24 protein-coding genes and 2 pseudogenes are annotated in these 22,827 nt (G+C 55.0%); 15 read left to right on the forward strand and 11 right to left on the reverse strand.

All coding sequences use genetic code 11. The features are described 5' to 3' along the window. Nucleotides 1-123: 123 nt before the first annotated feature. The 6 genes and pseudogenes from AB1748_RS09695 to AB1748_RS09720 all read left to right on the forward strand — a co-directional run. Nucleotides 124-561, forward strand: a complete 438-nt coding sequence (locus AB1748_RS09695; RefSeq protein WP_367395421.1) for a hypothetical protein — start codon at nucleotides 124-126, stop codon at nucleotides 559-561. Between the two features lie 30 nt (nucleotides 562-591). Then, nucleotides 592-1,356, forward strand: coding sequence for a DcrB-related protein (locus tag AB1748_RS09700; RefSeq protein ID WP_367396335.1), 765 nt, complete (start codon nucleotides 592-594; stop codon nucleotides 1,354-1,356). 66 nt (nucleotides 1,357-1,422) lie between these two features. Continuing rightward, nucleotides 1,423-2,597: pseudogene (locus AB1748_RS09705) on the forward strand (PAAR domain-containing protein). A gap of 31 nt (nucleotides 2,598-2,628) precedes the next feature. Next, complete coding sequence (locus AB1748_RS09710) at nucleotides 2,629-2,904, forward strand: hypothetical protein (protein ID WP_367395422.1); 276 nt, start codon at nucleotides 2,629-2,631, stop codon at nucleotides 2,902-2,904. A 206-nt stretch (nucleotides 2,905-3,110) separates the two neighbouring features. Next, nucleotides 3,111-3,350: a hypothetical protein gene (locus tag AB1748_RS09715; protein ID WP_367395423.1), complete on the forward strand. Its 240-nt coding sequence runs from the start codon at nucleotides 3,111-3,113 to the stop codon at nucleotides 3,348-3,350. Between the two features lie 172 nt (nucleotides 3,351-3,522). Next, a pseudogene (locus AB1748_RS09720) lies at nucleotides 3,523-3,672 on the forward strand (immunity protein Tsi6 family protein); the annotation flags it as partial. 319 nt (nucleotides 3,673-3,991) lie between these two features. On the opposite strand, the gene ychF reads toward AB1748_RS09720, so the two are convergent. Both ychF and pth read right to left on the reverse strand, forming a co-directional pair. Beyond that, on the reverse strand, nucleotides 3,992-5,083 hold the full coding sequence (gene ychF / locus AB1748_RS09725; protein WP_111140260.1) for a redox-regulated ATPase YchF: 1,092 nt from the start codon (nucleotides 5,081-5,083) through the stop codon (nucleotides 3,992-3,994). Nucleotides 5,084-5,190: 107 nt separating this feature from the next. Next, nucleotides 5,191-5,778 carry an aminoacyl-tRNA hydrolase gene (pth, locus tag AB1748_RS09730; RefSeq protein ID WP_111140259.1) on the reverse strand — a complete coding sequence of 196 codons (588 nt, stop codon included), beginning with the start codon at nucleotides 5,776-5,778 and terminating at the stop codon, nucleotides 5,191-5,193. 255 nt (nucleotides 5,779-6,033) lie between these two features. On the opposite strand from pth, the gene ychH reads away from it, so the two are divergent. After that, on the forward strand, nucleotides 6,034-6,309 hold the full coding sequence (gene ychH, locus AB1748_RS09735; protein ID WP_111140258.1) for a stress-induced protein YchH: 276 nt from the start codon (nucleotides 6,034-6,036) through the stop codon (nucleotides 6,307-6,309). Here ychH and AB1748_RS09740 read toward each other — a convergent pair. The 4 genes from AB1748_RS09740 to lolB form a co-directional block, all read right to left on the reverse strand. After that, nucleotides 6,306-7,457 (reverse strand): GGDEF domain-containing protein, encoded by a 1,152-nt coding sequence (locus AB1748_RS09740; RefSeq protein WP_367395424.1) that lies wholly within the window; start codon nucleotides 7,455-7,457, stop codon nucleotides 6,306-6,308. The genes ychH and AB1748_RS09740 overlap by 4 nt on opposite strands. Before the next feature lie 209 nt (nucleotides 7,458-7,666). After that, nucleotides 7,667-8,614, reverse strand: a complete 948-nt coding sequence (gene prs / locus AB1748_RS09745; protein ID WP_111140256.1) for a ribose-phosphate diphosphokinase — start codon at nucleotides 8,612-8,614, stop codon at nucleotides 7,667-7,669. Nucleotides 8,615-8,750: 136 nt separating this feature from the next. Next, nucleotides 8,751-9,608 (reverse strand): 4-(cytidine 5'-diphospho)-2-C-methyl-D-erythritol kinase, encoded by an 858-nt coding sequence (ispE, locus tag AB1748_RS09750; protein WP_111140255.1) that lies wholly within the window; start codon nucleotides 9,606-9,608, stop codon nucleotides 8,751-8,753. After that, on the reverse strand, nucleotides 9,605-10,228 hold the full coding sequence (gene lolB, locus AB1748_RS09755) for a lipoprotein insertase outer membrane protein LolB (RefSeq protein ID WP_111140254.1): 624 nt from the start codon (nucleotides 10,226-10,228) through the stop codon (nucleotides 9,605-9,607). The genes ispE and lolB overlap by 4 nt, the downstream gene beginning before the upstream one ends. 216 nt (nucleotides 10,229-10,444) lie before the next feature. Here lolB and hemA point away from each other — a divergent pair, with 216 nt between their 5' ends. From hemA to kdsA, 6 genes are read left to right on the forward strand one after another with little or no spacing between them, the layout of a single operon-like run. After that, a complete protein-coding gene (gene hemA, locus AB1748_RS09760; protein ID WP_128084708.1) occupies nucleotides 10,445-11,701 on the forward strand; it encodes a glutamyl-tRNA reductase in 1,257 nt (418 codons plus the stop codon). Nucleotides 11,702-11,743: 42 nt separating this feature from the next. Then, nucleotides 11,744-12,826, forward strand: a complete 1,083-nt coding sequence (prfA, locus tag AB1748_RS09765) for a peptide chain release factor 1 (RefSeq protein ID WP_367395425.1) — start codon at nucleotides 11,744-11,746, stop codon at nucleotides 12,824-12,826. Then, nucleotides 12,826-13,680, forward strand: coding sequence for a peptide chain release factor N(5)-glutamine methyltransferase (gene prmC / locus AB1748_RS09770; RefSeq protein ID WP_367395426.1), 855 nt, complete (start codon nucleotides 12,826-12,828; stop codon nucleotides 13,678-13,680). Before prfA ends, prmC begins: the two co-directional genes overlap by 1 nt. Nucleotides 13,681-13,682: 2 nt before the next feature. Continuing rightward, on the forward strand, nucleotides 13,683-14,075 hold the full coding sequence (locus AB1748_RS09775) for a SirB2 family protein (protein ID WP_111140250.1): 393 nt from the start codon (nucleotides 13,683-13,685) through the stop codon (nucleotides 14,073-14,075). Nucleotide 14,076: 1 nt separating this feature from the next. After that, nucleotides 14,077-14,886, forward strand: a complete 810-nt coding sequence (sirB1, locus tag AB1748_RS09780) for an invasion regulator SirB1 (RefSeq protein ID WP_111140249.1) — start codon at nucleotides 14,077-14,079, stop codon at nucleotides 14,884-14,886. A 25-nt stretch (nucleotides 14,887-14,911) separates the two neighbouring features. Beyond that, nucleotides 14,912-15,766 carry a 3-deoxy-8-phosphooctulonate synthase gene (gene kdsA, locus AB1748_RS09785; RefSeq protein ID WP_111140248.1) on the forward strand — a complete coding sequence of 285 codons (855 nt, stop codon included), beginning with the start codon at nucleotides 14,912-14,914 and terminating at the stop codon, nucleotides 15,764-15,766. A 60-nt stretch (nucleotides 15,767-15,826) separates the two neighbouring features. On the opposite strand, the gene chaA is transcribed toward kdsA, so the two are convergent. Further along, nucleotides 15,827-16,918 carry a sodium-potassium/proton antiporter ChaA gene (gene chaA, locus AB1748_RS09790; RefSeq protein ID WP_111140247.1) on the reverse strand — a complete coding sequence of 364 codons (1,092 nt, stop codon included), beginning with the start codon at nucleotides 16,916-16,918 and terminating at the stop codon, nucleotides 15,827-15,829. Nucleotides 16,919-17,290: 372 nt separating this feature from the next. Between chaA and chaB the strand changes: the two genes are divergently transcribed. Together chaB and AB1748_RS09800 are read left to right on the forward strand one after the other, a co-directional pair. Then, on the forward strand, nucleotides 17,291-17,521 hold the full coding sequence (gene chaB, locus AB1748_RS09795; RefSeq protein ID WP_111140246.1) for a putative cation transport regulator ChaB: 231 nt from the start codon (nucleotides 17,291-17,293) through the stop codon (nucleotides 17,519-17,521). A gap of 223 nt (nucleotides 17,522-17,744) precedes the next feature. Beyond that, nucleotides 17,745-18,419: a gamma-glutamylcyclotransferase gene (locus AB1748_RS09800; RefSeq protein ID WP_199560012.1), complete on the forward strand. Its 675-nt coding sequence runs from the start codon at nucleotides 17,745-17,747 to the stop codon at nucleotides 18,417-18,419. A 43-nt stretch (nucleotides 18,420-18,462) separates the two neighbouring features. Here the strand turns inward: AB1748_RS09800 and AB1748_RS09805 are convergent, their stop codons facing one another. From AB1748_RS09805 to tagH, 4 genes are read right to left on the reverse strand one after another with little or no spacing between them, the layout of a single operon-like run. Next, on the reverse strand, nucleotides 18,463-19,890 hold the full coding sequence (locus AB1748_RS09805; protein WP_111140244.1) for a serine/threonine-protein kinase: 1,428 nt from the start codon (nucleotides 19,888-19,890) through the stop codon (nucleotides 18,463-18,465). Nucleotides 19,891-19,934: 44 nt separating this feature from the next. Next, on the reverse strand, nucleotides 19,935-20,888 hold the full coding sequence (locus tag AB1748_RS09810; protein WP_293769755.1) for a hypothetical protein: 954 nt from the start codon (nucleotides 20,886-20,888) through the stop codon (nucleotides 19,935-19,937). A gap of 14 nt (nucleotides 20,889-20,902) precedes the next feature. Further along, entirely contained in the window at nucleotides 20,903-21,679 is a 777-nt protein-coding gene (locus AB1748_RS09815) for a PP2C family serine/threonine-protein phosphatase (protein ID WP_367395427.1), read from the reverse strand. Further along, nucleotides 21,676-22,812, reverse strand: a complete 1,137-nt coding sequence (tagH, locus tag AB1748_RS09820; protein WP_111140241.1) for a type VI secretion system-associated FHA domain protein TagH — start codon at nucleotides 22,810-22,812, stop codon at nucleotides 21,676-21,678. The genes AB1748_RS09815 and tagH overlap by 4 nt, the downstream gene beginning before the upstream one ends. Between the last annotated feature and the right edge of the window lie 15 nt (nucleotides 22,813-22,827).

A 22,827-nucleotide genomic window follows, 5' to 3' on the forward strand; every position in this document is an offset into this window, starting at 1 on the left:
TGATCGCTGCCAGTGGGAGATGAATGCGTCTGATTAGCTATTTATAAAGATTGCCATAGTGGATGAAAAATTCTGCACCGATGGACAGGTGAGGAACACCTGTAGATTCAGGCGCAGAAGAACATGTATACGCATGTTAAAAATGATGCCAGCCACAGTGCTCTGAACAATCGGACAGTTTCGGTGGGTGCTAATAATGAGACTCGGGTAGAGGGCGATCACACTCTCGTGACTCAGGGAAACAGCAAGACGCTGACAACCGGCAACCGTACTGAACAGGCTTTTGCTTCTAACACAATTGCAGCCGGAGATACTTTACGGATTGAGTGTGGCCTAAGCGCAATAGAGTTAACTAAAGACGGCGCAATTAATTTCATTGGCAAAAATTTTAATATTACCGTAGATAATAATGGTGAGATTAACACTAAGGGTGGGCAGTTACATTCAAATCCTGAAGAAGGAAGTGCTGCAACAATTGCACCGGGTAGCGGACATAAAGATAAAATAAAAAATGAAATTGAAAGCTACTTCTCGTCATCAACAAAAGATAATGAAGGATAAAAATGGCCACCTATACTCTAGGAAGCATCAATTCAATTGCCTGATATATTCAAAGGCAGAACAATGAATCTGTTTACGCTCAGCGAAAATAATGCGAGCGAATTTACATTTGTGGTGTCTCGCGCATCTGCTGTCCATGACGATACTGTGCAAAAAGTGGTTGCGAGAATTATTGATGAGATGAGTGTCACTGTTCCCGCTTTCGTAAATGTAACATCCCAACTGGTCGAGATAGATAATCTACCCGCTGTTGAGCGTTTTTATCATTTTGATAATGACGGTGTTGAGATCTGGCAAAAAAAATCCATTGTTTTACTTGATGATGAGGCCGGGGATAAGAGAATTGTCTGCTATATAGGAACGTGTCCTGGGCGTTTTAGCGATTATTATGCTAAGCAATATCAGGAAATCGTTGGCAGTATTAAGTTTAATTCTCTCGAATCTGGCCTTGAGCCGGAACCTGTAGCCGCTGATGCACCGGGGACTTTCTTTTCTTTCGACAACGATACTAAAGTGCTTATCGCACATGAAACGGTGACATTACTCTATCAGAATGTTGATTTGAAAAGGGCACTGAATGGCAGTTATCTGTTCTTCGACTCAGCGGGTAGCCCGTTACATATCGGCGCCTTAAATAATGAAGAACCACTGCGCTATGCATTATGGACATCACCACATAGAAAAAAATCATCTTTAAGAGATATTCCTGGTGTGGCAAAAGCTTTTAAAGGACCCGCAGATCTCGCCAGCGAACAACAAATCCTTGCGTTTCTTCAGAGACACAAGGATGTATAAATTATGGCTGAATTCAATGCTGCCAGAGATTAGGACGAGATAGCCCATACGGCTTCCAAAGGCTGGATGATCGCTGGTTTAGTAGGTGGTGCAATTCTGGGTGCGGCAGCCGTTGTTGTGACTGGTGGAGCAGCTCTGGTTGCAGTCTCTGCGGCAGCGGCAGCGGCCGGTGCCTGTGCAGCCGGAGGCGTGGGCGAAGTGCTTGGAAGCATGTCATGGGCTCCGCGTCATAATACGGGCAAACTGTTATCCGGCTCGCCGAATGTTTTCACCAACAGCAGAGCAGCGATACGTGCACATTTATCCAAAGGCGACTGCGATGAGCATAGCGGCTCATCGCAACGGGTTGCTGAAGGATCAGATAAGGTTTTTATCAACAATTTTCCTGACGCTCGCATTGGAGACCGTTTAACCTGCAGTGCGGAGATATCTGGCGGTACCAATGTATTTATTGGTGGAGGTAAACTTCAGACTGACGATATCAACCCTGAAATCCCCGGCTGGGTAAACTGGGTAATGATGGGCATCGGTACTGCTGCCGTTGCGGTCCTGGTTTCACCTGCTATTGCGCTGCTAGGCTTAGCCGGCGCAATGGGCGGCGGTTACGCCGGTAATTGGGTCGGTGGCAGACTGTTCGGGGAAGGCTCTGACGGACAAAAATGGTCTATGCTGGCAGGCAGTTTCGTCGGTGGGGCGTTGGGTGGCAAGGGGGGCATGAAGTTTGATAGTTGGCGTGGAGGTCTGAAAAACAGTGAGACTAATGGTGTTCCTGTCAGCAAAGAGAAGTTTGATGAGATAATCGCTATCCCTAAGGGAGAAAAGCCGCTGCCGGAAACCTATTTGCCATCAAAATATATAGAGTCCCATACAAAAGAGTTTTCAGAAGGCGCATCAAGGATTTTTGCTAAACTTGATTATGAGAAATATGGCATCGGAAAACCGGATGAGTGGTCGGCAGAATTTGTAAGTTCTTCAAAAAAAATGAATAAAATAATTACTGAATCTGATGGTGACTTTAACGTTATTTCAGAGAGATTAGGTATTCCTGCGGAACAGTTAGAAAGTGGAAATCTCGTGTGTATTGATTTTATGCCTGGAGAAAAATACATCCAAAGATTCCAAGTGGCAATGAATGGGGCGCAAGGGATACGGATCCTTTATGGCTTGGTGGAGGAAAACTACCGAATGGTGATTGGGAAGCTGTCATATCGACTAAGGGAATGCAAAAGGGTGTCGATTAGGAAGTGTTCGATTTTAAGACTGGAGAAATATATGAGTGACGGAACTTTAATCTTTGTCAGCAAGGGAAACTATGCAGTTTTGCAAACTAATGAAGGATTTGTAGTAAGTGTTTTATTTCCTAATTTTTATAAAAACTCTCATTTTGATGTGAGTAAAGATTTTCTGCTGGATATAGACTCTTTGATAAAAGCAAGGGATTTTGAAGCACTCGATCGGTTAGCTGATGATATCAGGAGGAATTACAATGCTTATAAGCCTAAAGAAGTGGCCCAGGTCAATATGACAGGGAAGGAACTGATAAAGTGAATCGCTCTGAATAAGTGTGCATTGTGATTATTTATTTGTGGTTTTCGCTGCTAAGTACTCATCTTTTCAATAGTATTCAGTTATTGATTGATGAAAGTCAATATCGCAACAGAAAATAATCATGTTATCTTTTTATTGAAGTGGCACAGGAGCGGATAATTGATTTTTCAATAATGTAGATTAGTATCATGACCAGGAAAAAATTATTGAAAAACCCCTGGAATTTTATTCTTTATAGGGTTGATGACGAATCATATCTAATGAAGGTTATGTTCAGTGAAGGTGATTACAAAGTTGATGTCGAAAGATTCTTCATTGTAACTCCATATATTAATTTCCGTTCTATCGATATTGAAATATTAAAAAATCTTTCGAAAAAAATAAAGGAAGATACAGGGCAGTACGTAATAAATGAAGTTAGCAAGGAAGATTTTGAATTAATATAGTTTTAAGGTTTTCTATTTGGTGAATACAAGGTCTGTCTTTGGCTTACTTTATACATTCTGTTTGTAATAAGGTAGGTCCAGTGACTTTTAATCCAAGATCTGCCTTTGCTCTTAAACAAGAAAAGTGCATGTTGGGTTTATAATGAACAAATAAGAATATACTGCTTTAGACTACATTGATGATGCTATCGATATCACTAATCAAAGAGCCTTAGATAAGCCTGATTTTACAGTTTTTCAGGTTGCTCTGAAACAACTTGTTTACTTAAAAAAGACATTAACGGGTGAAGAAAATGATAAAAGTGTCCTGCATAACCGCTGATAGCAGTAACGTGCTTTTTGGCATCTTAACTCCTGCTACAGGGTCGCGAAATACATCAGTCAATGGTCAGGATTTCATTATGTTTGCTTTTAACTGCCGGACACAGCGCCTCGCCTGCGTTGTCCGGCAGCGTCGTATTAAATAACGCCTATCTTTCCATGTTCTGTCATAGCGGAACAGCCGTTTCGCCACTTCCTCCATATCATCAATTTTTCTTTCGAATCTGAAAGTAAAAAAATCCACGCAATTGCGTGGATTTAAACGATTTTCGCTGACCTGACGAGATTCAATGAAACCTTATGAATCCAGCAAGCTTAACTCAGACGTTAAACAGGAAGTTCATCACATCGCCATCTTTGACAATGTATTCTTTCCCTTCTGAACGCATCTTGCCAGCTTCTTTCGCGCCCTGTTCGCCTTTAAAGGCGATAAAGTCTTCAAACGCGATGGTCTGGGCGCGGATAAAGCCCTTCTCGAAGTCGGTATGGATTTTACCGGCAGCCTGTGGTGCCGTCGCGCCGACCGGGATGGTCCATGCACGAACTTCTTTCACGCCTGCGGTGAAGTAGGTCTGCAGGTTCAGCAGGGCGTAACCGGCGCGGATCACGCGGTTCAGGCCTGGCTCTTCCAGTCCCAGCTCAGCCATAAACTCGTCCCGATCTTCATCTTCCAGCTCAGCGATGTCCGACTCAACCGCAGCGCACACCGGCACCACAACCGAACCTTCTGCTTCGGCGATAGCGCGAACCTGATCCAGATAGGGGTTGTTCTCGAAACCATCTTCATTGACGTTGGCAATGTACATGGTCGGCTTCAGCGTCAGGAAGCTCAGGTAGCGGATGGCGGCTTTCTCATCCGCATCCAGGTCCAGCGAACGCAGCATGCCCGCTTCAGAGAGGTGCGGCAGGCACTTCTCCAGCGCAGCCAGTTCGGCCTTCGCATCTTTATCGCCACCTTTGGCTTTCTTCTGCACGCGCTGAATCGCACGTTCACAGGTGTCGAGATCGGAGAGCGCCAGTTCGGTATTGATCACGTCAATATCTTCCGCCGGGTTCACTTTACCTGCGACGTGGATAATGTTGTCGTTCTCAAAGCAGCGAACGACATGGCCAATCGCTTCGGTTTCGCGGATGTTCGTCAGGAACTGGTTGCCCAGGCCTTCGCCTTTCGACGCGCCTTTCACCAGACCGGCGATATCGACAAATTCCATGGTAGTTGGTACCACGCGCTGCGGCTTCACGATCTCAGCGAGCTGATCGAGACGCAGGTCAGGCATTGGCACTACGCCCGTGTTTGGCTCAATGGTGCAGAAGGGGAAGTTAGCCGCTTCGATACCCGCTTTGGTCAGCGCGTTAAACAGAGTGGATTTACCGACGTTCGGCAGGCCCACGATACCGCATTTGAATCCCATGGTTTAATACCCTTTATGACTGGATGGACAGTGCGCCAGAGGGCGAACTGTCGGAGACGAATGGAAAATTTCGCGCATTATACACGGAAACGCGATGATTCGGGCGTTTAAGCCGGTTTGAAGGCGTGCAGCCGGTTCATCGCCTTGATGCGATCCTCTTTCAGCCACAGTTCGGTGCAGCGCGCCGCTTCATCTATGGCATCATCGATCAGCTTCTGCTCGCTGGCTGGCGGCTTGCCCAGCACAAATCCGGTCACCTTGTTGCGGTCGCCAGGATGGCCGATGCCGATGCGCAGGCGGTGAAAATTGTTGTTGTTGCCCAGTTTGCTGATGATGTCTTTCAGGCCGTTATGACCGCCGTGGCCGCCGCCCTGCTTGAACTTTGCCACACCAGGGGGGAGATCGAGTTCGTCGTGCGCCACCAGAATCTCCTCCGGGGCAATACGATAAAAGGTCGCCATGGCCGCGACCGCCTTGCCGCTCAGGTTCATAAAGGTGGTCGGCACCAGCAGGCGCACATCTTCTCCGGCTATCGCCAGGCGGGCGGTGTAGCCATAGAATTTGCTTTCCTCTTTCAGTGACTGATTGTGACGTTCAGCCAGTAAATCCAGATACCAGGCACCCGCGTTGTGACGCGTGGCGGCATATTCAGCACCCGGATTGGCGAGGCCTACAATCAGTTTAATGCTGCTCACAATGATTATCCTGCTGTTATTGCGAAAGGGCGTTAGTTTACTGCGCCACAGCCGAGATGACAAAGCCGAAGCAGTGAAATGGTTCACTGCAGTGATTAATCATTTTCTATCTGAATCAACAGGCTGCCTTCAGGGCCACGCAATCCTTTATGGCTGATGTGTGATCCAGTACGCAACGTTCAGGTCAGCCATTGCCTAAACTTATGACACTTAACATTGTGTGCGGTTCTTAACCTGTATGGATGGAGGTTCAGCATGAAACATCAACACTGCCGTATGGCGGGTAACAGTTTGATGGTACTGGGATTAGTCACGATGGTTCTGGGCGTGGGCGTCTCCATTGCGAACCAGCTGCCTGCCCTGAACATGCCGCAGATCCTGGCGCAGGGTGCCATCCTGAGCATCTTTATTGGCGCACTGCTGTGGCTGGTGGGCGCACGCGTCAGTGGTCGTGAAAAAGTGGAAGATCGCTACTACTGGCTGCGTCATTACGATAAACGCTGCCGTCGGTCACCCAACTCCCACCATTAATTACCAGTAACTGGTAGCGGATGCTGCGCGGTGCGGTTCCGGCCGCTGGCCTTAGCGTAATAGAGCGCCGCGTCCGCCAGTGCCAGTAAATCATCAAATCCCTGCTGCGGATGCGTAACCGTTGCAAAGCCGATGCTGACCGAATAGGCGACAGCGTCGGGCCGTGATGCACAGACCGCCAGGCGAATCGCTTCACACCAGATTTCAGTTTCTCTTGCCGCCGCCGGCAGTATCGCCGCAAACTCCTCACCGCCCATACGGGCAAAGCGTCCTTCAGCCGGTAACAGCGTTCTGACAACCTCGCAGAAATGAATCAAGACTTTATCCCCCTGCTGATGGCCATACTGGTCATTGATGCTTTTAAAATGATCCAGATCGAACAGGATGGCGCTGTAGGGGCGATTCTGTCGCCGGCATCGCATCACAATCTTCTCCGCTTCATTAAACAGAGCGCGGCGGTTCCACACGCTGGTAAGTGGATCATGCAGTGAAGTCTGTTTCAGCGCTATCTGCATCCGCTCATTGACCATGGCCAGAATGGTAAATGCCAGACCAATGACAAACAGAATGGACTCCAGGATGACATAAACCGAAAAGTCTGAACCGCCGATCGCCCCCGGCTTTGAGCTGGGGATCGCGCTATCCAGAAAAAGACGCGCCAGATGAAACAGCAGATGGATCCACAGCAGTAACTGTGCGGGCCAGAAGGTGACTCTCAGGGTCTCGCGGGCCTGCCACATCAGCTGAATCAGTGCCGCGGTATAGAGGATGCAGGCGATGCAGAGTACCACCACCCGTCTGGGCAGACTGTCGTAGAACGCCGGGAAACAGCAGAGAAGCGCCCAGAGCAGGGCACCCAGCAGCCAGTGATGACCGGCTGGTTTACCGCAGAAGTGCCGGAACGCATTCAGCAATGTGCCGTAGGCGAGCATCACCAGAACGTTGCCGAGAGCCACCGGCAGGAAATGCAGACCACTGCTGCGCAGGCTGCTCAGAAACACGGAGAGCAGGGTGAAGATCAGCGACAGGCTGGTAAACCCCAGCACGCGATCGCGCTGCGAACCCAGCCATGCGAACACCATGATAATGCTCAGAAACCCCAGTACATAGAGCTCGCAGACAAACAAAGTATAAATATCGAGGCGCATGGTGATGGGTTTCTGATGAGAAATGGCGCTGCAAATTACCATTTAATGCTACAGGGCAGAAGCGGGGAACACCGGGTTTTATGAAAAGAGTGAGAGGCGTCAAAAAGCGGCGGTTTTAAGGAAATTTATCGCGCGAATATCCGAAAAGGGAGCGCGTTAATCCGGGAGCGGGCAAAAAAAACCGGGCACGGGGCCCGGTTTAACGAAGATTAATGCTCGAACATGGCCGAGATAGACTCTTCGTTGCTGATGCGGCGAATTGCTTCGGCCAGCATACCAGACAGGGTCAGCGTGCGGACGTTCGGCAGGGACCGGATCTCTTCAGAAAGCGGGATGGTATCGCAGACGATCACCTGGTCGAGTACCGACTTACGCAGGTTTTCAACGGCGTTGCCGGAGAAGATCGGGTGCGTGGCGTAGGCAAATACGCGTTTAGCACCACGCTCTTTCAGCGCTTCAGCCGCTTTGCACAGCGTGCCGCCGGTGTCGATCATGTCGTCGACCAGCACGCAGTCGCGGCCAGCAACGTCACCAATGATATGCATCACCTGAGAAACGTTCGCGCGAGGGCGACGTTTATCGATGATGGCCATATCGGTGTCGTTCAGCAGTTTAGCGATAGCACGGGCACGTACTACGCCACCAATATCGGGAGAAACAACAATCGGGTTTTCCAGACCGATCTGCATCATATCTTCCAGCAGGATCGGGCTGCCAAATACGTTATCAACCGGGACGTCGAAGAAGCCCTGGATCTGCTCGGCGTGCAGGTCAACCGTAAGAACACGGTCAACTCCGACGCTGGAAAGGAAGTCTGCCACTACCTTGGCGGTGATAGGTACACGCGCGGAACGCACGCGGCGATCCTGACGGGCATAACCAAAGTAGGGGATGACTGCGGTAATACGACCAGCAGAAGCACGACGCAGCGCGTCGACCATCACAACCAGTTCCATCAGATTATCGTTGGTGGGAGCACAGGTGGACTGGATGATGAAAATATCACCACCGCGTACATTTTCGTTAATCTGTACGCTCACTTCACCATCACTGAAACGACCGACAGCGGCGTCTCCCAGACTGGTGTAAAGGCGGTTGGCAATACGTTGTGCTAGTTCCGGGGTGGCGTTACCAGCAAATAGCTTCATATCAGGCACGAGAAGAACCTCAGGCTTTGCGTCCAGAGAATGAACGGCATGATTGTAACCGGCGCATACAATCATGAGCGTTCACACGGGTGTGTTGATGCGAAAGGTGCAGTGTCCGGAACGTGGTGACACTGTCACGCATTCGCTAATCGCCCTGCAGAGTGCGCTGTAGCGGCGAAACGTTTACGCCCCGGGCTACAAATCCGCGCACCCCCTGCGGGGCAAGCTCCAGCACCTGGCGGGCAGCAGACTCGGTGTCAAATTCAGCAAACACACAAGCGCCTGTGCCAGTCAGGCGTGACGGCGCGTATTCTAGCAGCCAGGAAACAAGCTCATCAACCTCACGAAAACGTTTTCTTACCACTGCTTCACAATCATTGGTGAAGGGTAAGGCTAAAAGCGCCGATAAACTGCGCGATGGTGTATCCCGTGTCAGTTCAGGATCGTTAAACACCTGCGGCGTGCTGATGTGAACGCCGGGGTGGGCGACCAGATACCATTTCTCTTCCGGCGCGGCGGGCTGCAGCTCTTCGCCCACGCCCTGCGCAAAGGCCGCGAAGCCCTGTACGAACACGGGCACATCTGCGCCCAGCGTCACGCCGATCGCCGCCAGCTCATCCGGGGTAAAACCGGTCTGCCACAGATGATTCAGCGCGACCAGTACGGTGGCTGCATCCGAAGAGCCGCCGCCCAGGCCGCCACCCATGGGCAGCTGCTTTTCGATGGCAACCTGCGCGCCCGCGCGTGCAGGCAGGCTGTTTTTCGCCTGCGCCGCCTGTTTCAGCCGCTGCGCGGCACGCACAATCAGGTTATCCGCATCGGCAACGCCGGGTAGCGGTGTTAACAGCGTAATGGCATCGCTGTCATCGACGGTGATCTGCAACCGGTCGCCATAATCGAGAAACTGAAACAGCGTCTGCAGGTTGTGGTAGCCGTCGGGACGACGGCCAGTGATATAGAGAAAAAGATTCAGTTTTGCCGGAGCGGGCCAGTGGGTAATCATTGAACGGTCCAGCCGTCCATACGCAGTTTGATACGCTGGTCACCCTCTTTCAGCTCCAGGCTGGAGGGCAGCGGCGGGGTGACCTTGCTGTCGTAACCGGCGATGGAAACCTGCCAGCTCTGACCGTCGCGGCTGTAGTTCAGGCTGCGCAGCTGATAGTTTTCGTTAAGCTGGTAGTCGGTGGCGTCACCCGGCAGGCCCATCATCCACTGGCGCAGGTTCGCCAGCGGAATGTTCATGCCGGTGAGCTGGGAGATCATCTTCTGCGCATCGTTACTGACGTAGCGTTTGCCCTTGTTGTCGACGATCTGCACCACCGAACCCTGCGCATCCAGCTGCAGTTCGGTGCTGCCGAGCGGGTTAGTCAGCAGAAGGCGATAACGATCGGGCGCGGTCTGCTGCCAGTTGAAGCGGGCGTAGACCTTCTGCCTGTCGGAGAGGTAGGCAAAGGCGCCGCGCGTCTGATAATGCGTGACCTTTGAGACCGCCTGCTGATGCTGTTGCCACTGTGGCGCGGTGACGCTGGGGCCGGGACCTTGCGGTTTGTTGACGCTACAGGCCGCCAGCAGAACGCTGGCAAGGGGCAAAAGGCGCAACAGATTGCGTGGTGAAGTAAGCATCAAGTGGTCATCTCCTCGGACACATTGATTATTCGTAACGGATAACGCTAACCGTCCCGGTTTTAACCGTCAATGCTGTTATGCAGCAAATTGCGGTTGATCAGGTTAATCTTATTACAGTCATAGCCTTTGTATGGCTTTTCTTGATCTGCCGCATCTTGTAGAATGCGCATCACAAAACCCTGACATTATTGGGACATCCCAACCAAAACTACCATGACGCTGCTCGCTCTCGGAATCAACCACAAGACCGCCCCCATTGCTCTGCGCGAACGTGTTTCGTTCGGGCCGGAGACGCTTGAGCAGGCATTAAACAGCCTGTTATCACAGCCAATGGTGCAGAGCGGTGTGGTGCTGTCCACCTGTAACCGGACCGAGCTCTACCTGAGTGTAGAGCAGCAGGCCGATTTACAGGCGCGTCTGGTGAGCTGGTTGTGCAATTATCATCAGCTGAATGAAGAGGATGTGCGCAACAGCCTCTACTGGCATCAGGATAACGAGGCTGTCAGCCACCTGATGCGCGTTGCCAGCGGACTCGATTCACTGGTGCTCGGCGAGCCGCAGATCCTGGGTCAGGTCAAGAAAGCTTTTGCGGACTCCTCACGCGGTCAGGCGCTGAGCAGCGAACTGGAACGCATGTTCCAGAAAACTTTCTCGGTCGCCAAGCGCGTCCGCACGGAAACCGATATCGGGGCCAATGCGGTGTCGGTGGCGTTTGCCGCCTGTACCCTGGCGCGTCAGATTTTCGAATCTCTCTCATCGGTCAACGTATTGCTGGTGGGCGCGGGCGAGACCATTGAGCTGGTGGCGCGTCATCTGCGTGAACATCAGGTCAAAAACCTGATCATCGCCAACCGGACCCGCGAACGCGCCGAAACGCTGGCGTCAGAAGTGGGCGCTGAGGTGATCACGCTGGCAGAGATCGACGCCCGCCTGGCCGAAGCGGACATTATTATCTCCTCCACCTCCAGTCCGTTACCGATTATCGGCAAGGGGATGATGGAGCGCGCCCTGAAAGCGCGACGCAACAAACCGATGCTGCTGGTCGATATTGCCGTACCGCGCGATGTGGAGCCGGAAGTGGGCGACCTGCCCAACGCCTATCTCTACAGCGTGGACGATCTGCAGGCGATCATCGAGCAGAACCTGGCGCAGCGTAAAGCGGCGGCGGTGCAGGCAGAAAACATTGTCGTGCAGGAAAGCAGTGAATTTATGGCATGGCTGCGCTCGCAGGGTGCGGTCAATACCATCCGTGAATACCGCTCTCAGGCGGATGAAATCCGCGCTGAGCTGGAAGGCCGTGCGCTGCAGGCCCTGCAACAGGGCGGCGATCCGCAGAAAATCATGCAGGAACTGGCGCACAAGCTGACCAACCGTTTAATCCATGCCCCAACCAAATCACTTCAGCAGGCCGCCCGCGACGGCGATAATGAACGCCTGCAGATTTTACGCGACAGCCTGGGTCTCGATTAGGCACAACGCTGTCGCCACCTGTTACGGGAATCCCACATTTAAATGAAAACCTCTATAGTTGCCAAACTGGAAGCACTGCAGGAGCGCCACGAAGAAGTGGAAGCGATGCTGGGCGATGCTGGCGTGATCGCCGATCAGGAGCGTTTCCGTGCGCTGTCACGCGAATATGCGCAGCTGACCGACGTGAGCCGTTGTTTCCGCGACTGGCAGCAGGTGCAGGACGATATCGACACCGCGCAGCAGATGCTGGATGACCCGGAAATGCGCGACATGGCGCAGGAAGAGTTACAGGAAGCGCGCGAGAAGAGCGACGCGCTGGCGCAACAGCTGCAGGTTCTGCTGCTGCCGAAAGATCCCGATGATGAGCGCGCCTGTTTCGTGGAAGTGCGCGCCGGAACCGGTGGTGATGAAGCCGCCATTTTTGCCGGCGATCTGTTCCGTATGTACAGCCGCTATGCGGAAGCGCGTCGCTGGCGTGTGGAAATCGTCAGCGCCAATGAAGGCGAGCATGGCGGCTACAAAGAGGTGATTGCCCGTATTACCGGCGACGGGGCCTATGGCCGCATGAAATTTGAGTCGGGCGGACACCGCGTGCAGCGCGTGCCGGAAACCGAATCTCAGGGCCGTATCCACACCTCCGCCTGTACCGTCGCTGTAATGCCAGAGATCCCGGAAGCGGAACTGCCCGAGATTAACGCCGGGGATCTGAAAATCGATACCTTCCGCTCATCCGGTGCGGGCGGTCAGCACGTTAACACCACCGATTCCGCGATCCGTATTACCCACCTGCCAACCGGCATCGTGGTGGAGTGTCAGGATGAACGTTCCCAGCATAAAAACAAAGCCAAAGCGCTGGCGGTGCTGGGTTCGCGTATTCACGCCGCAGAGATGGCCCGTCGTCAGGCTGCCGAAGCCAGCACCCGCCGCAACCTGTTAGGCAGCGGCGACCGTTCCGACCGTATCCGTACCTATAACTTCCCGCAGGGCCGCGTTACCGATCACCGCATCAACCTGACCATCTACCGTCTGGATGAAGTGATGGAAGGTAAGATTGACAGCCTGATTGAGCCGATCGTGCAGGAGTACCAGGCGGATCAGCTGGCGGCGCTGGCTGGTCAGGATTGATGGATATTCGTCACTGGCTGAAACAGGCCGTCGCCACGCTCTGCGGTGGTGACAGCCCTAAGCGTGACGCAGAGATCCTGTTAGGCTTTGTGACCGGTAAGTCCCGCAGCTGGTTAATCGCCTTTGATGAAACGGTGCTCAGCGAAGCGCAGCTCGCGCAGCTGGAGAGCCTGCTGGCGCGTCGTGCACGGGGTGAGCCGGTAGCGCATCTGGTGGGTGAGCGCGAGTTCTGGTCGCTGCCCCTGCGGGTCAATGACGCCACGCTGATCCCGCGTCCCGATACGGAGTTGCTGGTGGAAGAGGCGCTGCGCCATCTGCCCGCAACCCCGGCGACGATTCTGGATATGGGCACCGGTACCGGCGCGATTGCGCTGGCGCTGGCCAGCGAGCGGCCCGACTGTCAGGTAACCGGCGTTGACCGGATCCCGGCCGCGGTTGAGCTGGCAGAGAGCAACGCGCAGCATCTGAGCCTGAGCAATACCCGCTTCCTGCTCAGCCACTGGTTTCAGGCGCTGCCACCGCAGCGGTTTACCCTCATTGTCAGTAACCCCCCCTACATTGACGCCAGCGATGTTCATCTGGAGCAGGGCGATGTGCGATTTGAACCGCGCAGCGCGCTGGTGGCGGAGGAGGCGGGACTGGCGGATCTGCGCACGCTCATTGAACAGGCGCCCGACTGGCTGCTGCCGGGCGGCTGGCTGCTGCTGGAACATGGCTGGCAGCAGGGCGAGGCGGTGGCTGCGCTGATGCGACAGACCGGCTATCACGCCGTTGAAACCCTCCAGGATTACGGCGGCAATCCGCGCGTGACCCTGGGGCAGTTCCCTCCGTCACTGCGCTCTGAAAAGGATTGATAATGGCCGCTTTTTATCCTCTGATTAAAAATCTGCACCTGGCGACGGTGTGGATCACCGTGACGCTGTTCCTGCTGCGTTTTTACTGGCTGCGGCAGGGGTCGGCGATGCTGACCCGCCGCTGGGTGCGCATTCTGCCGCACGCCAATGACACGCTGCTGCTGGTGACCGGCGTCCTGCTGGTGCTGATAACGCACTTCTATCCCTTCACACCGCAAGGAAGCTGGCTGACGGAGAAGCTTTTAGCGGTTATCATCTACATCGCCTTAGGATTTGTGGCATTGAGTCGCCGTCCACGTACTGATCGCACCCGATGGATCGCTTTTCTGATCGCCTTAATCGCCCTGGTGACCATCATTACGCTGGCGCTGACCAAAATGCCGTTATGGGGATAGCATGACCTCGACCGACCAATTAGATTTCAGCCAGACACCGCTGTGTGAAGCGGTGATTGGCGCCACGCTTGCCATCCGGTCCGATTTTCCGGCGCTGTCGGTGGAAGCACAACTTGCGGCATTAGTGGCCGAAGCCCGTGACTACGTCAGCCATACCGAAGATGCCGACCTGCAGCTCGAAAAGCTGCTGGAGCTCTTTTATCGTCAGTGGGGATTTGGCGGTGCCAGCGGCGTCTACAATCTCTCCGATGCACTCTGGATCGACAATGTGCTGAAGACCCGTCAGGGCACGGCGGTCTCACTCGGCGTTATTCTGCTGCATATCGCCGCTGAGCTGGATTTGCCGCTGATGCCGGTGATCTTCCCGACGCAGTTGATTCTGCGCGCCGACTGGATCGATGGCGATAAGTGGATGATTAATCCGTTTAATGGTGAAACGCTCGACCGGCATACGCTGGAAGTGTGGCTCAAGGGCAACATCAGCCCGACAGCGCGCCTGTATGACGACGATCTCGACGAAGCCAAAACCGTCACCGTAATGCGCAAAATGCTCGACACGCTGAAAGCGGCGCTGATGGAAGAGAAGAAGATGGAGCTGGCGCTGAACGTCAGTCAGGTGCTGCTGCGCATCGATCCTGACGATCCCTACGAAATCCGCGATCGCGGTTTGATCTACGCGCAGCTGGAGTGCGAACATATCGCTCTGAATGATTTAAACTACTTCGTTGAGCAGTGTCCTGAAGACCCGGTCAGCGAGATGATCAAAGTTCAGATTCACGCAATCGAACAAAAACAGGTCACGCTGCACTAAGCGGACCCCCAGAAAAGGAAAGGGCATGACACAGAAAGTCGTGAGTATTGGCGAGATCAACGTAGCAAACGATCTGCCATTTGTGCTGTTTGGCGGAATGAACGTGCTGGAGTCGCGCGACCTGGCAATGCGCATCTGCGAACATTACGTCACCGTCACCAGTAAACTCGGTATTCCTTACGTTTTCAAAGCCTCTTTTGACAAGGCGAACCGCTCCTCAATTCACTCTTACCGTGGCCCGGGCCTGGAAGCGGGAATGAAGATTTTCCAGGAGCTGAAGCAGACCTTCGGCGTAAAAATTATCACCGACGTACATGAAGCTGCGCAGGCGCAGCCGGTTTCTGAGGTGGTGGATGTGATCCAGCTGCCTGCCTTCCTGGCGCGTCAGACCGATCTGGTGGAAGCGATGGCGAAGACCGGCGCGGTTATCAACGTCAAGAAGCCGCAGTTTGTCAGCCCTGGCCAGATGGGTAACATTGTGGACAAGTTCGCTGAAGGCGGCAACGAGAAAGTGATCCTGTGCGACCGCGGCAGCAACTTCGGTTACGACAATCTGGTTGTCGATATGCTCGGCTTCAACGTGATGAAGAAAGTCACCAAAAACAGCCCGGTAATTTTCGACGTGACCCACGCGCTGCAGACCCGCGATCCCTTTGGCGCGGCATCAGGCGGTCGTCGCGCGCAGGTGGCTGAGCTGGCGCGTGCCGGTATGGCCGTTGGCATCGCTGGCCTGTTTATCGAAGCGCATCCGGACCCGGACCACGCCTTGTGCGACGGCCCGTCCGCGCTGCCGCTGGATAAGCTGGAGCCGTTCCTGGTGCAGATGAAAGCGATTGACGATCTGGTCAAGAGCTTCGCAGAACTCGATACCAGCAAGTAAGCGTTGCGGTAAAAAAAAGAGCGAGAAATCGCTCTTTTTTTCGTCTGTCGCCGGCTGGCTCTAGAGCATGATGGTCATCAGATAACCGATAAACAGCGCCAGATGCGCGGCGCCGTTCAGCACATTGGTGCGGCCGGTGGAGAAAGAGATCTGACAGAGGATCAGCGACGCCATCATGATCACCATCTGCGGCGGCTCTAGCCCGAAGATAAGCTCCTGCCCGGTCAGCGTCGCGATGATGGTCACCGCCGGAACGGTCAACGAGATGGTCGCCAGCACCGAGCCGAAGAAGAGGTTCATCGCACGCTGCACCTGATTCATCAGCACGGCCTTGATTGCTCCCAGTCCCTCTGGTGAGAGGATCAGCAGCGCCACCAGGAAGCCGGTGAACTGCGCCGGGGCATTCATCTCGGTCAGCAGGTTTTCCAGCGTATTGGCATTCATTTTGGTCACGGTAATGACCGCAATCAGATGAACGATCAGCCAGACGGTGTGCCAGAGGCTGCTGTGTGCGGAAGGCTTGCCATGATGCGGATCGCCGTCATCGCTCTCATCTTCATGCTCGTAAACAAACAGGCTCTGATGGGTTTTGGTCTGGATCAGCAGGAAGACGCCATACATTGCCGCAGAAATGGCGGCAATCAGCAGCGCCTGTGTGATAGAGAAGTTGCCGCCCGGCAGCGCATTGGGAAACACCAGCACTAAGATCGCCAGCGGGAAGATCGCAATCAGATACTGTTTGACCCCCGCCAGATTCACGTACTGCGTCGCAAATTTATTACCGCCCAGCAGCAGCGCGAAGCCTACCAGCCCGCCGGTCACAATCATCACGATTGAATAAAGGGTGTCGCGCATCAGTCCGGGCGCAGCGTCACCGGTCGCCATCAGCGCCGAGATCAGACTCACTTCCAGGATCACCACGGAGAGACTCAGGATCAGGGAGCCATAGGGTTCACCGAGCCGGTGCGCCAGAACGTCTGCATGACGCACCACGCTGAATGCGCTGCTCAGAATGGCAATCAGCGCCACAATGTTGATGCCGACCACGACAGGGAATGACGTGTCAGCACCAAAGAAATAGAGTATTCCCAGCGTGATAAGGGGCAATATCAGCGAGAACTCCTTGTGACGTGTTTTTTCATGTGAAGGCATTCACCATCCTCTCTGGTTAATGATTATCCGGACACAGCGGATGCTGCTGTTAAAAATATAATCAGTTTCAGGGTAGTCCGCAGTTTAACTTTTCACCGCCCCGAACGGGAGAAATTTACTACTTTTTACTTAAGCAGCATAACAGCATAAAGGGGGATTAACCTGATGTTATCTCAATTATTGCGAGGATAATCAGCAGAGAACCACTTTGACTTTCTCAACAATCCGCCATTAAAACCCGCAGAAAACCCGTTCTGATAGTGAGTTGTCCGGGCTAAAGCGCATTTTTCTGCTTAAGTGACGATAAATCGGGGTTTGCAATCTGCCGGGCCTGCGCCAGGCTTAGCAGGAATCCATGACACAGGAGCCGATATGCCTTACTCAAACCGCAGCGAGTTACCCGACAGCGTTCAGCACGTTCTGCCCGCCCACGCTCAGGATATCTATCAGCAGGCCTTTAACAGTGCCTGGGACCAGTACAAAGAGGCGGAGGATCGTCGCGGCGACGACTCACGGGAGGAGGTGGCCCACAAGGTAGCCTGGTCCGCCGTGAAAAAAGAGTATGAAAAAGGGGACGATGATAAGTGGCACCGCAAAACCTAATTGGCCGCTAGCCTCAAAACCGTAAAGGGCCAGGCATATCTGGCCCTTTTTTACGTCTGCGCTATCAGGATTATCTGGTTTTTTTTAACCTGCGACCGGAATCACGCTTGAAACCCCGCGCGGAAATAGATTACTGTCGATTAATGAACGAAACGCAGTGCCGTTTTGGAGATCATGCTACAGGAGCTTTTCGCAGGACGCCGTTGAAGTTGAGGAGGTCGCATTGCTTACCCGGGAATTTCTATTAAAAGCGGATTGTAAAACGTCGTTCGGGGATATTGAAGAGACGCTGCTCTGGAGTTGCGAGCAGCGTGCGGCCTCACTGGCAGCCACCCTGGCCTGTCGTCCCGATCACAGCCCGGTATGGATCTTTGGTTACGGCTCGCTGATGTGGAATCCGATTTTCGAAGCGGATGAAGTAGCCTCCGGCTCACTGGAGGGCTGGCATCGGGCGTTCTGCCTGCGGCTGATTGCTGGTCGCGGCACCGCCGCGCATCCTGGCCGGATGCTGGCGCTGAAGCAGGGCGGACGCACCACGGGCCTGGCGTTCCGGCTGCCGGAAGCGCGGCTGCAGGAAGAGCTGATGCTGCTGTGGAAACGCGAAATGATCACCGGCTGCTATCTGCCAACGTGGTGTGAGCTGCAACTTGATGATGGACGCAGCGTGACGGCGCTGACCTTTATTATGGACCCGCGCCATCCACTTTATGAATCGGACTCCTGCCCGGAGGCGGTTGCGCCCCTGATTGCGGCGGCCAGCGGCCCGCTGGGCACGAATGCGCAGTATCTGTTTGCGCTGGAAGAGGAGCTGAGCCGACGCGGTGTGCAGGAGGAGAGTCTGAGCCGGCTGGCGCAGCAGGTGCGGATGCTGCAGCAGGCCTGGCCGAAGCAGGCCTGAGCAGGGGGGCGCGACAGGGTCGCGCCCTTTTTCGATCCCGCAATCAGTTACCCGGATTAATCAGCCAGGTGCCGGGCTTATCAATCGTCAGGGACTGGGTATGCGTCTGACTGCCATTGCTGACATCGATCCTGTACTGTCCCGCCGCCAGATTCAGCGCCGCGAATCCGCTGCTGCCAGGTTTCACCTCGACCGGCTGCCCGTTCAGCGCCACGCTCTCGCCGCTGGCAAGTTTAAGATAGACAGTGGCCAGCGCCGCTGGCACGGCCGCCGCCTGGGGGGCGGCTGGCGGCGTCTGCGCTGCGGCCGGGCGGCTGTTCACCTGCTCCGGTGCGGCGGCAGGGCGGTTAGCCAGCCAGACAGTGATGCCCACCGCCAGCAACGCGACGGCGGCCAGCGCCAGTAATCCCGGTGACAGCCGGCGCACCGCGCGCGGCGTCACCGGCTCCGCCGATGCAGAGGCCGGATTCATCGCCATTACAACCGGTGCCGTGACCTCAGCGGGCTCTTCAGCCGGCAGTACAGGCGGCTCGCCCGGCACCGGGAAACTGTTTACCACCGCCTCGACATCGCTGACGGGCAGGTCGGTGAGGGCGGCAAAGGCATCAATGGTCTGCGGGCGATCGCCAGGTTTCATCGCCAGCGCACAGTCGATGGCATGCAGCAGCGGCAGGGAGTAGCCCTCGGGCTGGCGCTCTGTCAGCGGCTGATAGTTATCTTCAATGCAGCGCACCACGCTCACCGGCGGAGGGTTGCCGGTAATCAGGCTATGCAGCACCGCGCCCAGGGCGTAGATGTCGGTCCAGGGCCCCTGTTCGACCTCCCCCTCTTCGCTGTACTGCTCAATCGGCGCAAAGCCGGGTTTGAGCATGATCTCCGTTTCATCGGAGAGGTTGCCAATTTCTTTGCGCGCCGAGCCGAAATCGAGCAGCACCGGCAGCTGGTTCTCCTGAATCTGGATATTGTCGAGCGAGATATCGCGATGCAGATAGCCCGCCTGATGGATAGTACTGATGGCACCCAGCAGGGGCGGCAGCAGACGACGGATCCAGGCTTCCGGGATCGACGCCGGGCTGGTGAGCTGCCACTCTTTCAGCGTCATCCCGCTGTAATAGAGCGTGCCCATATAGGCGGTGCCGTTCTGCTCCCAGAAGCGCAGCACATGCAGCAAGCCGGGATGGTTAAAGCGGGCCAGCAGCCGGGCCTCCTGTATAAAACTGTTCAGTCCGGCATTAAACAGCTTCTGGAAACGCTCACCGCGCAGCTCCAGCGTTAAGTCGGCGGCACGGACCGCCAGTGAAACCGGCATATACTCTTTGATGGCAATCGTGCGTTCGAGCTGGTGATCCCAGGCACGATAGACGATGCCAAAGCCGCCGCCGCCGATCACTTCTTTAATCTCAAATTCGTTAAAACGGTATCCGTCAGGCAGGGCATTCGGAACGGTTTTCGGATTATCATTTGCCGACATAGTGAACTCTCTGTACACGGCCTGCTCGCCAGGCTGCGCGGTAATTAATTGATGTTACGCCAGGCACCGATAGCGGGATCGGCCAGATCCGCGTGCAGGGTGTCGATAAGTAACACATTCACTTTTTGCTGTGGCATGAAATAGGGCGCCCACTGGCTGCGCAACGTATCGACTCGTGACTTCACAGCGTCAGCATCCTGCTGCGCAGCATTCTTATCCATTTTGATCAACAGGGCACCGTTGAAGCGCCACACATGTTGCCGGGTATCAAAGGGCAGGACCAGCCAGCTGTCAGCCGCGTCTGCGCGCGTGACGATCATGCGCTGGTTGTTCGCAGCAATGACCTCCAGCTTGCTGTCCGGAATGTTCAGGCTGGCGATGGGATAGCCCTGATAGAAGGTCACGGCCACCGGTGTCGTCTGTTCCGGGGTTGCCAGCATCAGCTCACTTTTACCCTCTGCCCAGCCATCCGGTGAGCACTGCTGCTTACTGACGTCCGGTATAAACAGGGTGCGGGCATTTTCATCCCAGGCAGTACGGAAATGGCAGCCGCTGGGAAGATCAAAATGTTGCAGCGGCGTGCTGTCCGCGGGCCGTGACAGATCGAGCGGCGCGGCGTTGGTGGCACTGGCGCTGGCGGTGGCATCGGCCATCACGATAGGCCGCCAGTTCTGCAGTTTGCTGGCGCTGCCGCTGGCCAGCACGCCGCCTTCTTTGTTGGTCATCTGCCAGGGCAGTTCATCCAGTAAGCCACACTGATTCGCCAGCAGGGTACCGACGCGGGGTAAAAAGGTGGTCAGCACCGATGAATCCTTGCTTTTGCCGGAGACGATGCGCAGGGGCAGCGTCTCTTTACACCAGTCATCAGGCGCTTTGCTCACCACGTTGTCGATATAAACCTCCAGCGCCAGGCTGGGGGAGTAGACGACACGATAATTTTCAGCCTGGGCGTGAAAGGCAATCAGCAGAGTCATGATGCCGGGCAACCACAGTTTCATAAGGATCCTTGGAATCAAAATCGAGGCGGCAGGAAGCGCGCCGAATCAGCCAGTGAATAGAGCAGGGTGGCCTCTTCCGGCTCACCAATCCAGACCGCCAGGGCGCTGAGATTGTCTTTTTTTATACTGCGGCTTACCGCCTGTTCCATCAGAGCCAGCCACTCTTCACAGGCATTGACCATGCGCAGCGCCTGCTCCATCTCACCGCTGGTCAGGTTCAGCCAGAAACCATCGGTGCAGACCAGAAAAGCATCACCATCCTCAAGGGCAATCTCCTGCGAGAAGCTCACTAAGCGAGGCGGCTCAGCGCCGAGCGCATTATAAAGTAAATTACTGTTAATGCCGGTATTTTCATAGCCCGCTTCTTTCAGCTGCTGCGCCAGGCTGTGGTCACGGGTGACCTCATGCAGCACGCCACGCCGAAAGTGATAAACCCGGCTATCACCGGCATGCGCCCACCATGCCCGCTGTTTTTCGCGGTCAATAAACAGGGCCGCCAGCGTGGTGCTCATACGCGAATATTTCGGATTTTTACCCTGTTCCTCATGCAGCGCGACGCGGCAATATTCAATCGCCTGACGGGTGCGTTCCGGCGTAAACGCCTCACACGCCTGCAACTGGCTCAGCAGGGTGTCACGCACCAGTTGCGCTGCTCTCTCACCGCCGGGCAGACCGGCCACGCCATCGCAGACCACGAAACAGGCTTTACGCTCATCCAGCTCGGCGCCTGTGCGATCCTGATTCTCATCACGCAGCCCCTGCTGGCAGCGGCTGGCAAAAACGATCTTCATGCTTCATCCACCCGCGTCTGAGAGTCTTTATACTGATTGACCTCCATGTCATAGGCATGAAGAAAGGCTTCGCCAAACAGCGTGTGGAAATCGTCCTCGATCTCGCCAGCGGTTCGCTGATAATTACGGATAAAATAGTCCCACATTGCCGCCTTTTTAACGGTGGAGAAGGGCAGTTTTGACACCACGCCATCGGCGCGCGCCTGCTCCTCCAGCCGCTGTGGATTAAAGGATTGCAGCATCGCCGCGATAATGGCGCGGATACCGGCAATCATGCCCAGCTGGTGGGCCTGCAAATCGACCAGCGCATCGCGCACCGCCTGTTCCGGCGGCATAAAGCCAGGCATCTGGCTCTGATACATCTGCATCAGTACCGTTTTGCCGGAGGGCAGGATCTTGAACGGGTTATTTGCCTCGTTCAGGATCATCGTCATGTCCGCTTTGACGCCGCGCTTGAGGATGGATCGCGACGAGAGCAGCGCCACGGTGCCCTGCGAGAAGAGGCTTAACATCCGGCCCGTGATGCGCATCTGCTCTTCATCCACCGGCGTGGCGTGGCCGTTGCTTAGCCCCATTCCATCCAGCAGGGCTGCGATGAGTCTGTCCTGGTCTGCAGGCTGCGTCGTCAGCGCCCTGCGCGGCTCACTGGCCTGCGGATCGATCGCCAGCCGGGCGTCGGTGTGGCGTTCATGGCGCGAAGGTGGCGTCTCGCTGACCAGCAGCGACGCCTCGACCTCATGATGTTCGTGGATGCCCAGGGGATTGGCTGGCTCGGCGCTGTCACCGGCAAACAGCGCCAGGGGATCGCTCTGTGTGTCCTGGCAGGCGGGATCACGCACCTCCAGGGCATAGTCGCCTATTCGCAGCGCATCGCCATGTTTCAGCACGACCTGCATCCCGCGCCCCAGCGTCAGGCCGTTGTGTTCCACCGGCGTGACGCTGCCCTGATTGGTCAGGCGGCACTCGCCATCATGGGAGAGGTGAACCAGCGCCTGCAGCCGCGAAATTGCGCGTGTTTCATCCGGCAGCACCAGATCGTTGTCCTGACTGCGGCCAATGGTGCCGCCAGGGGGCTGAAACGCGACGCTTCTGACCGGAACATCCGTAGTGCATTGCACAATGGTAAATTGCATGAGTTATCCCAGATT

Origin of the sequence: Pantoea sp. Ep11b, assembly GCF_040783975.1 — a bacterium.
Classification (GTDB): domain Bacteria; phylum Pseudomonadota; class Gammaproteobacteria; order Enterobacterales; family Enterobacteriaceae; genus Pantoea.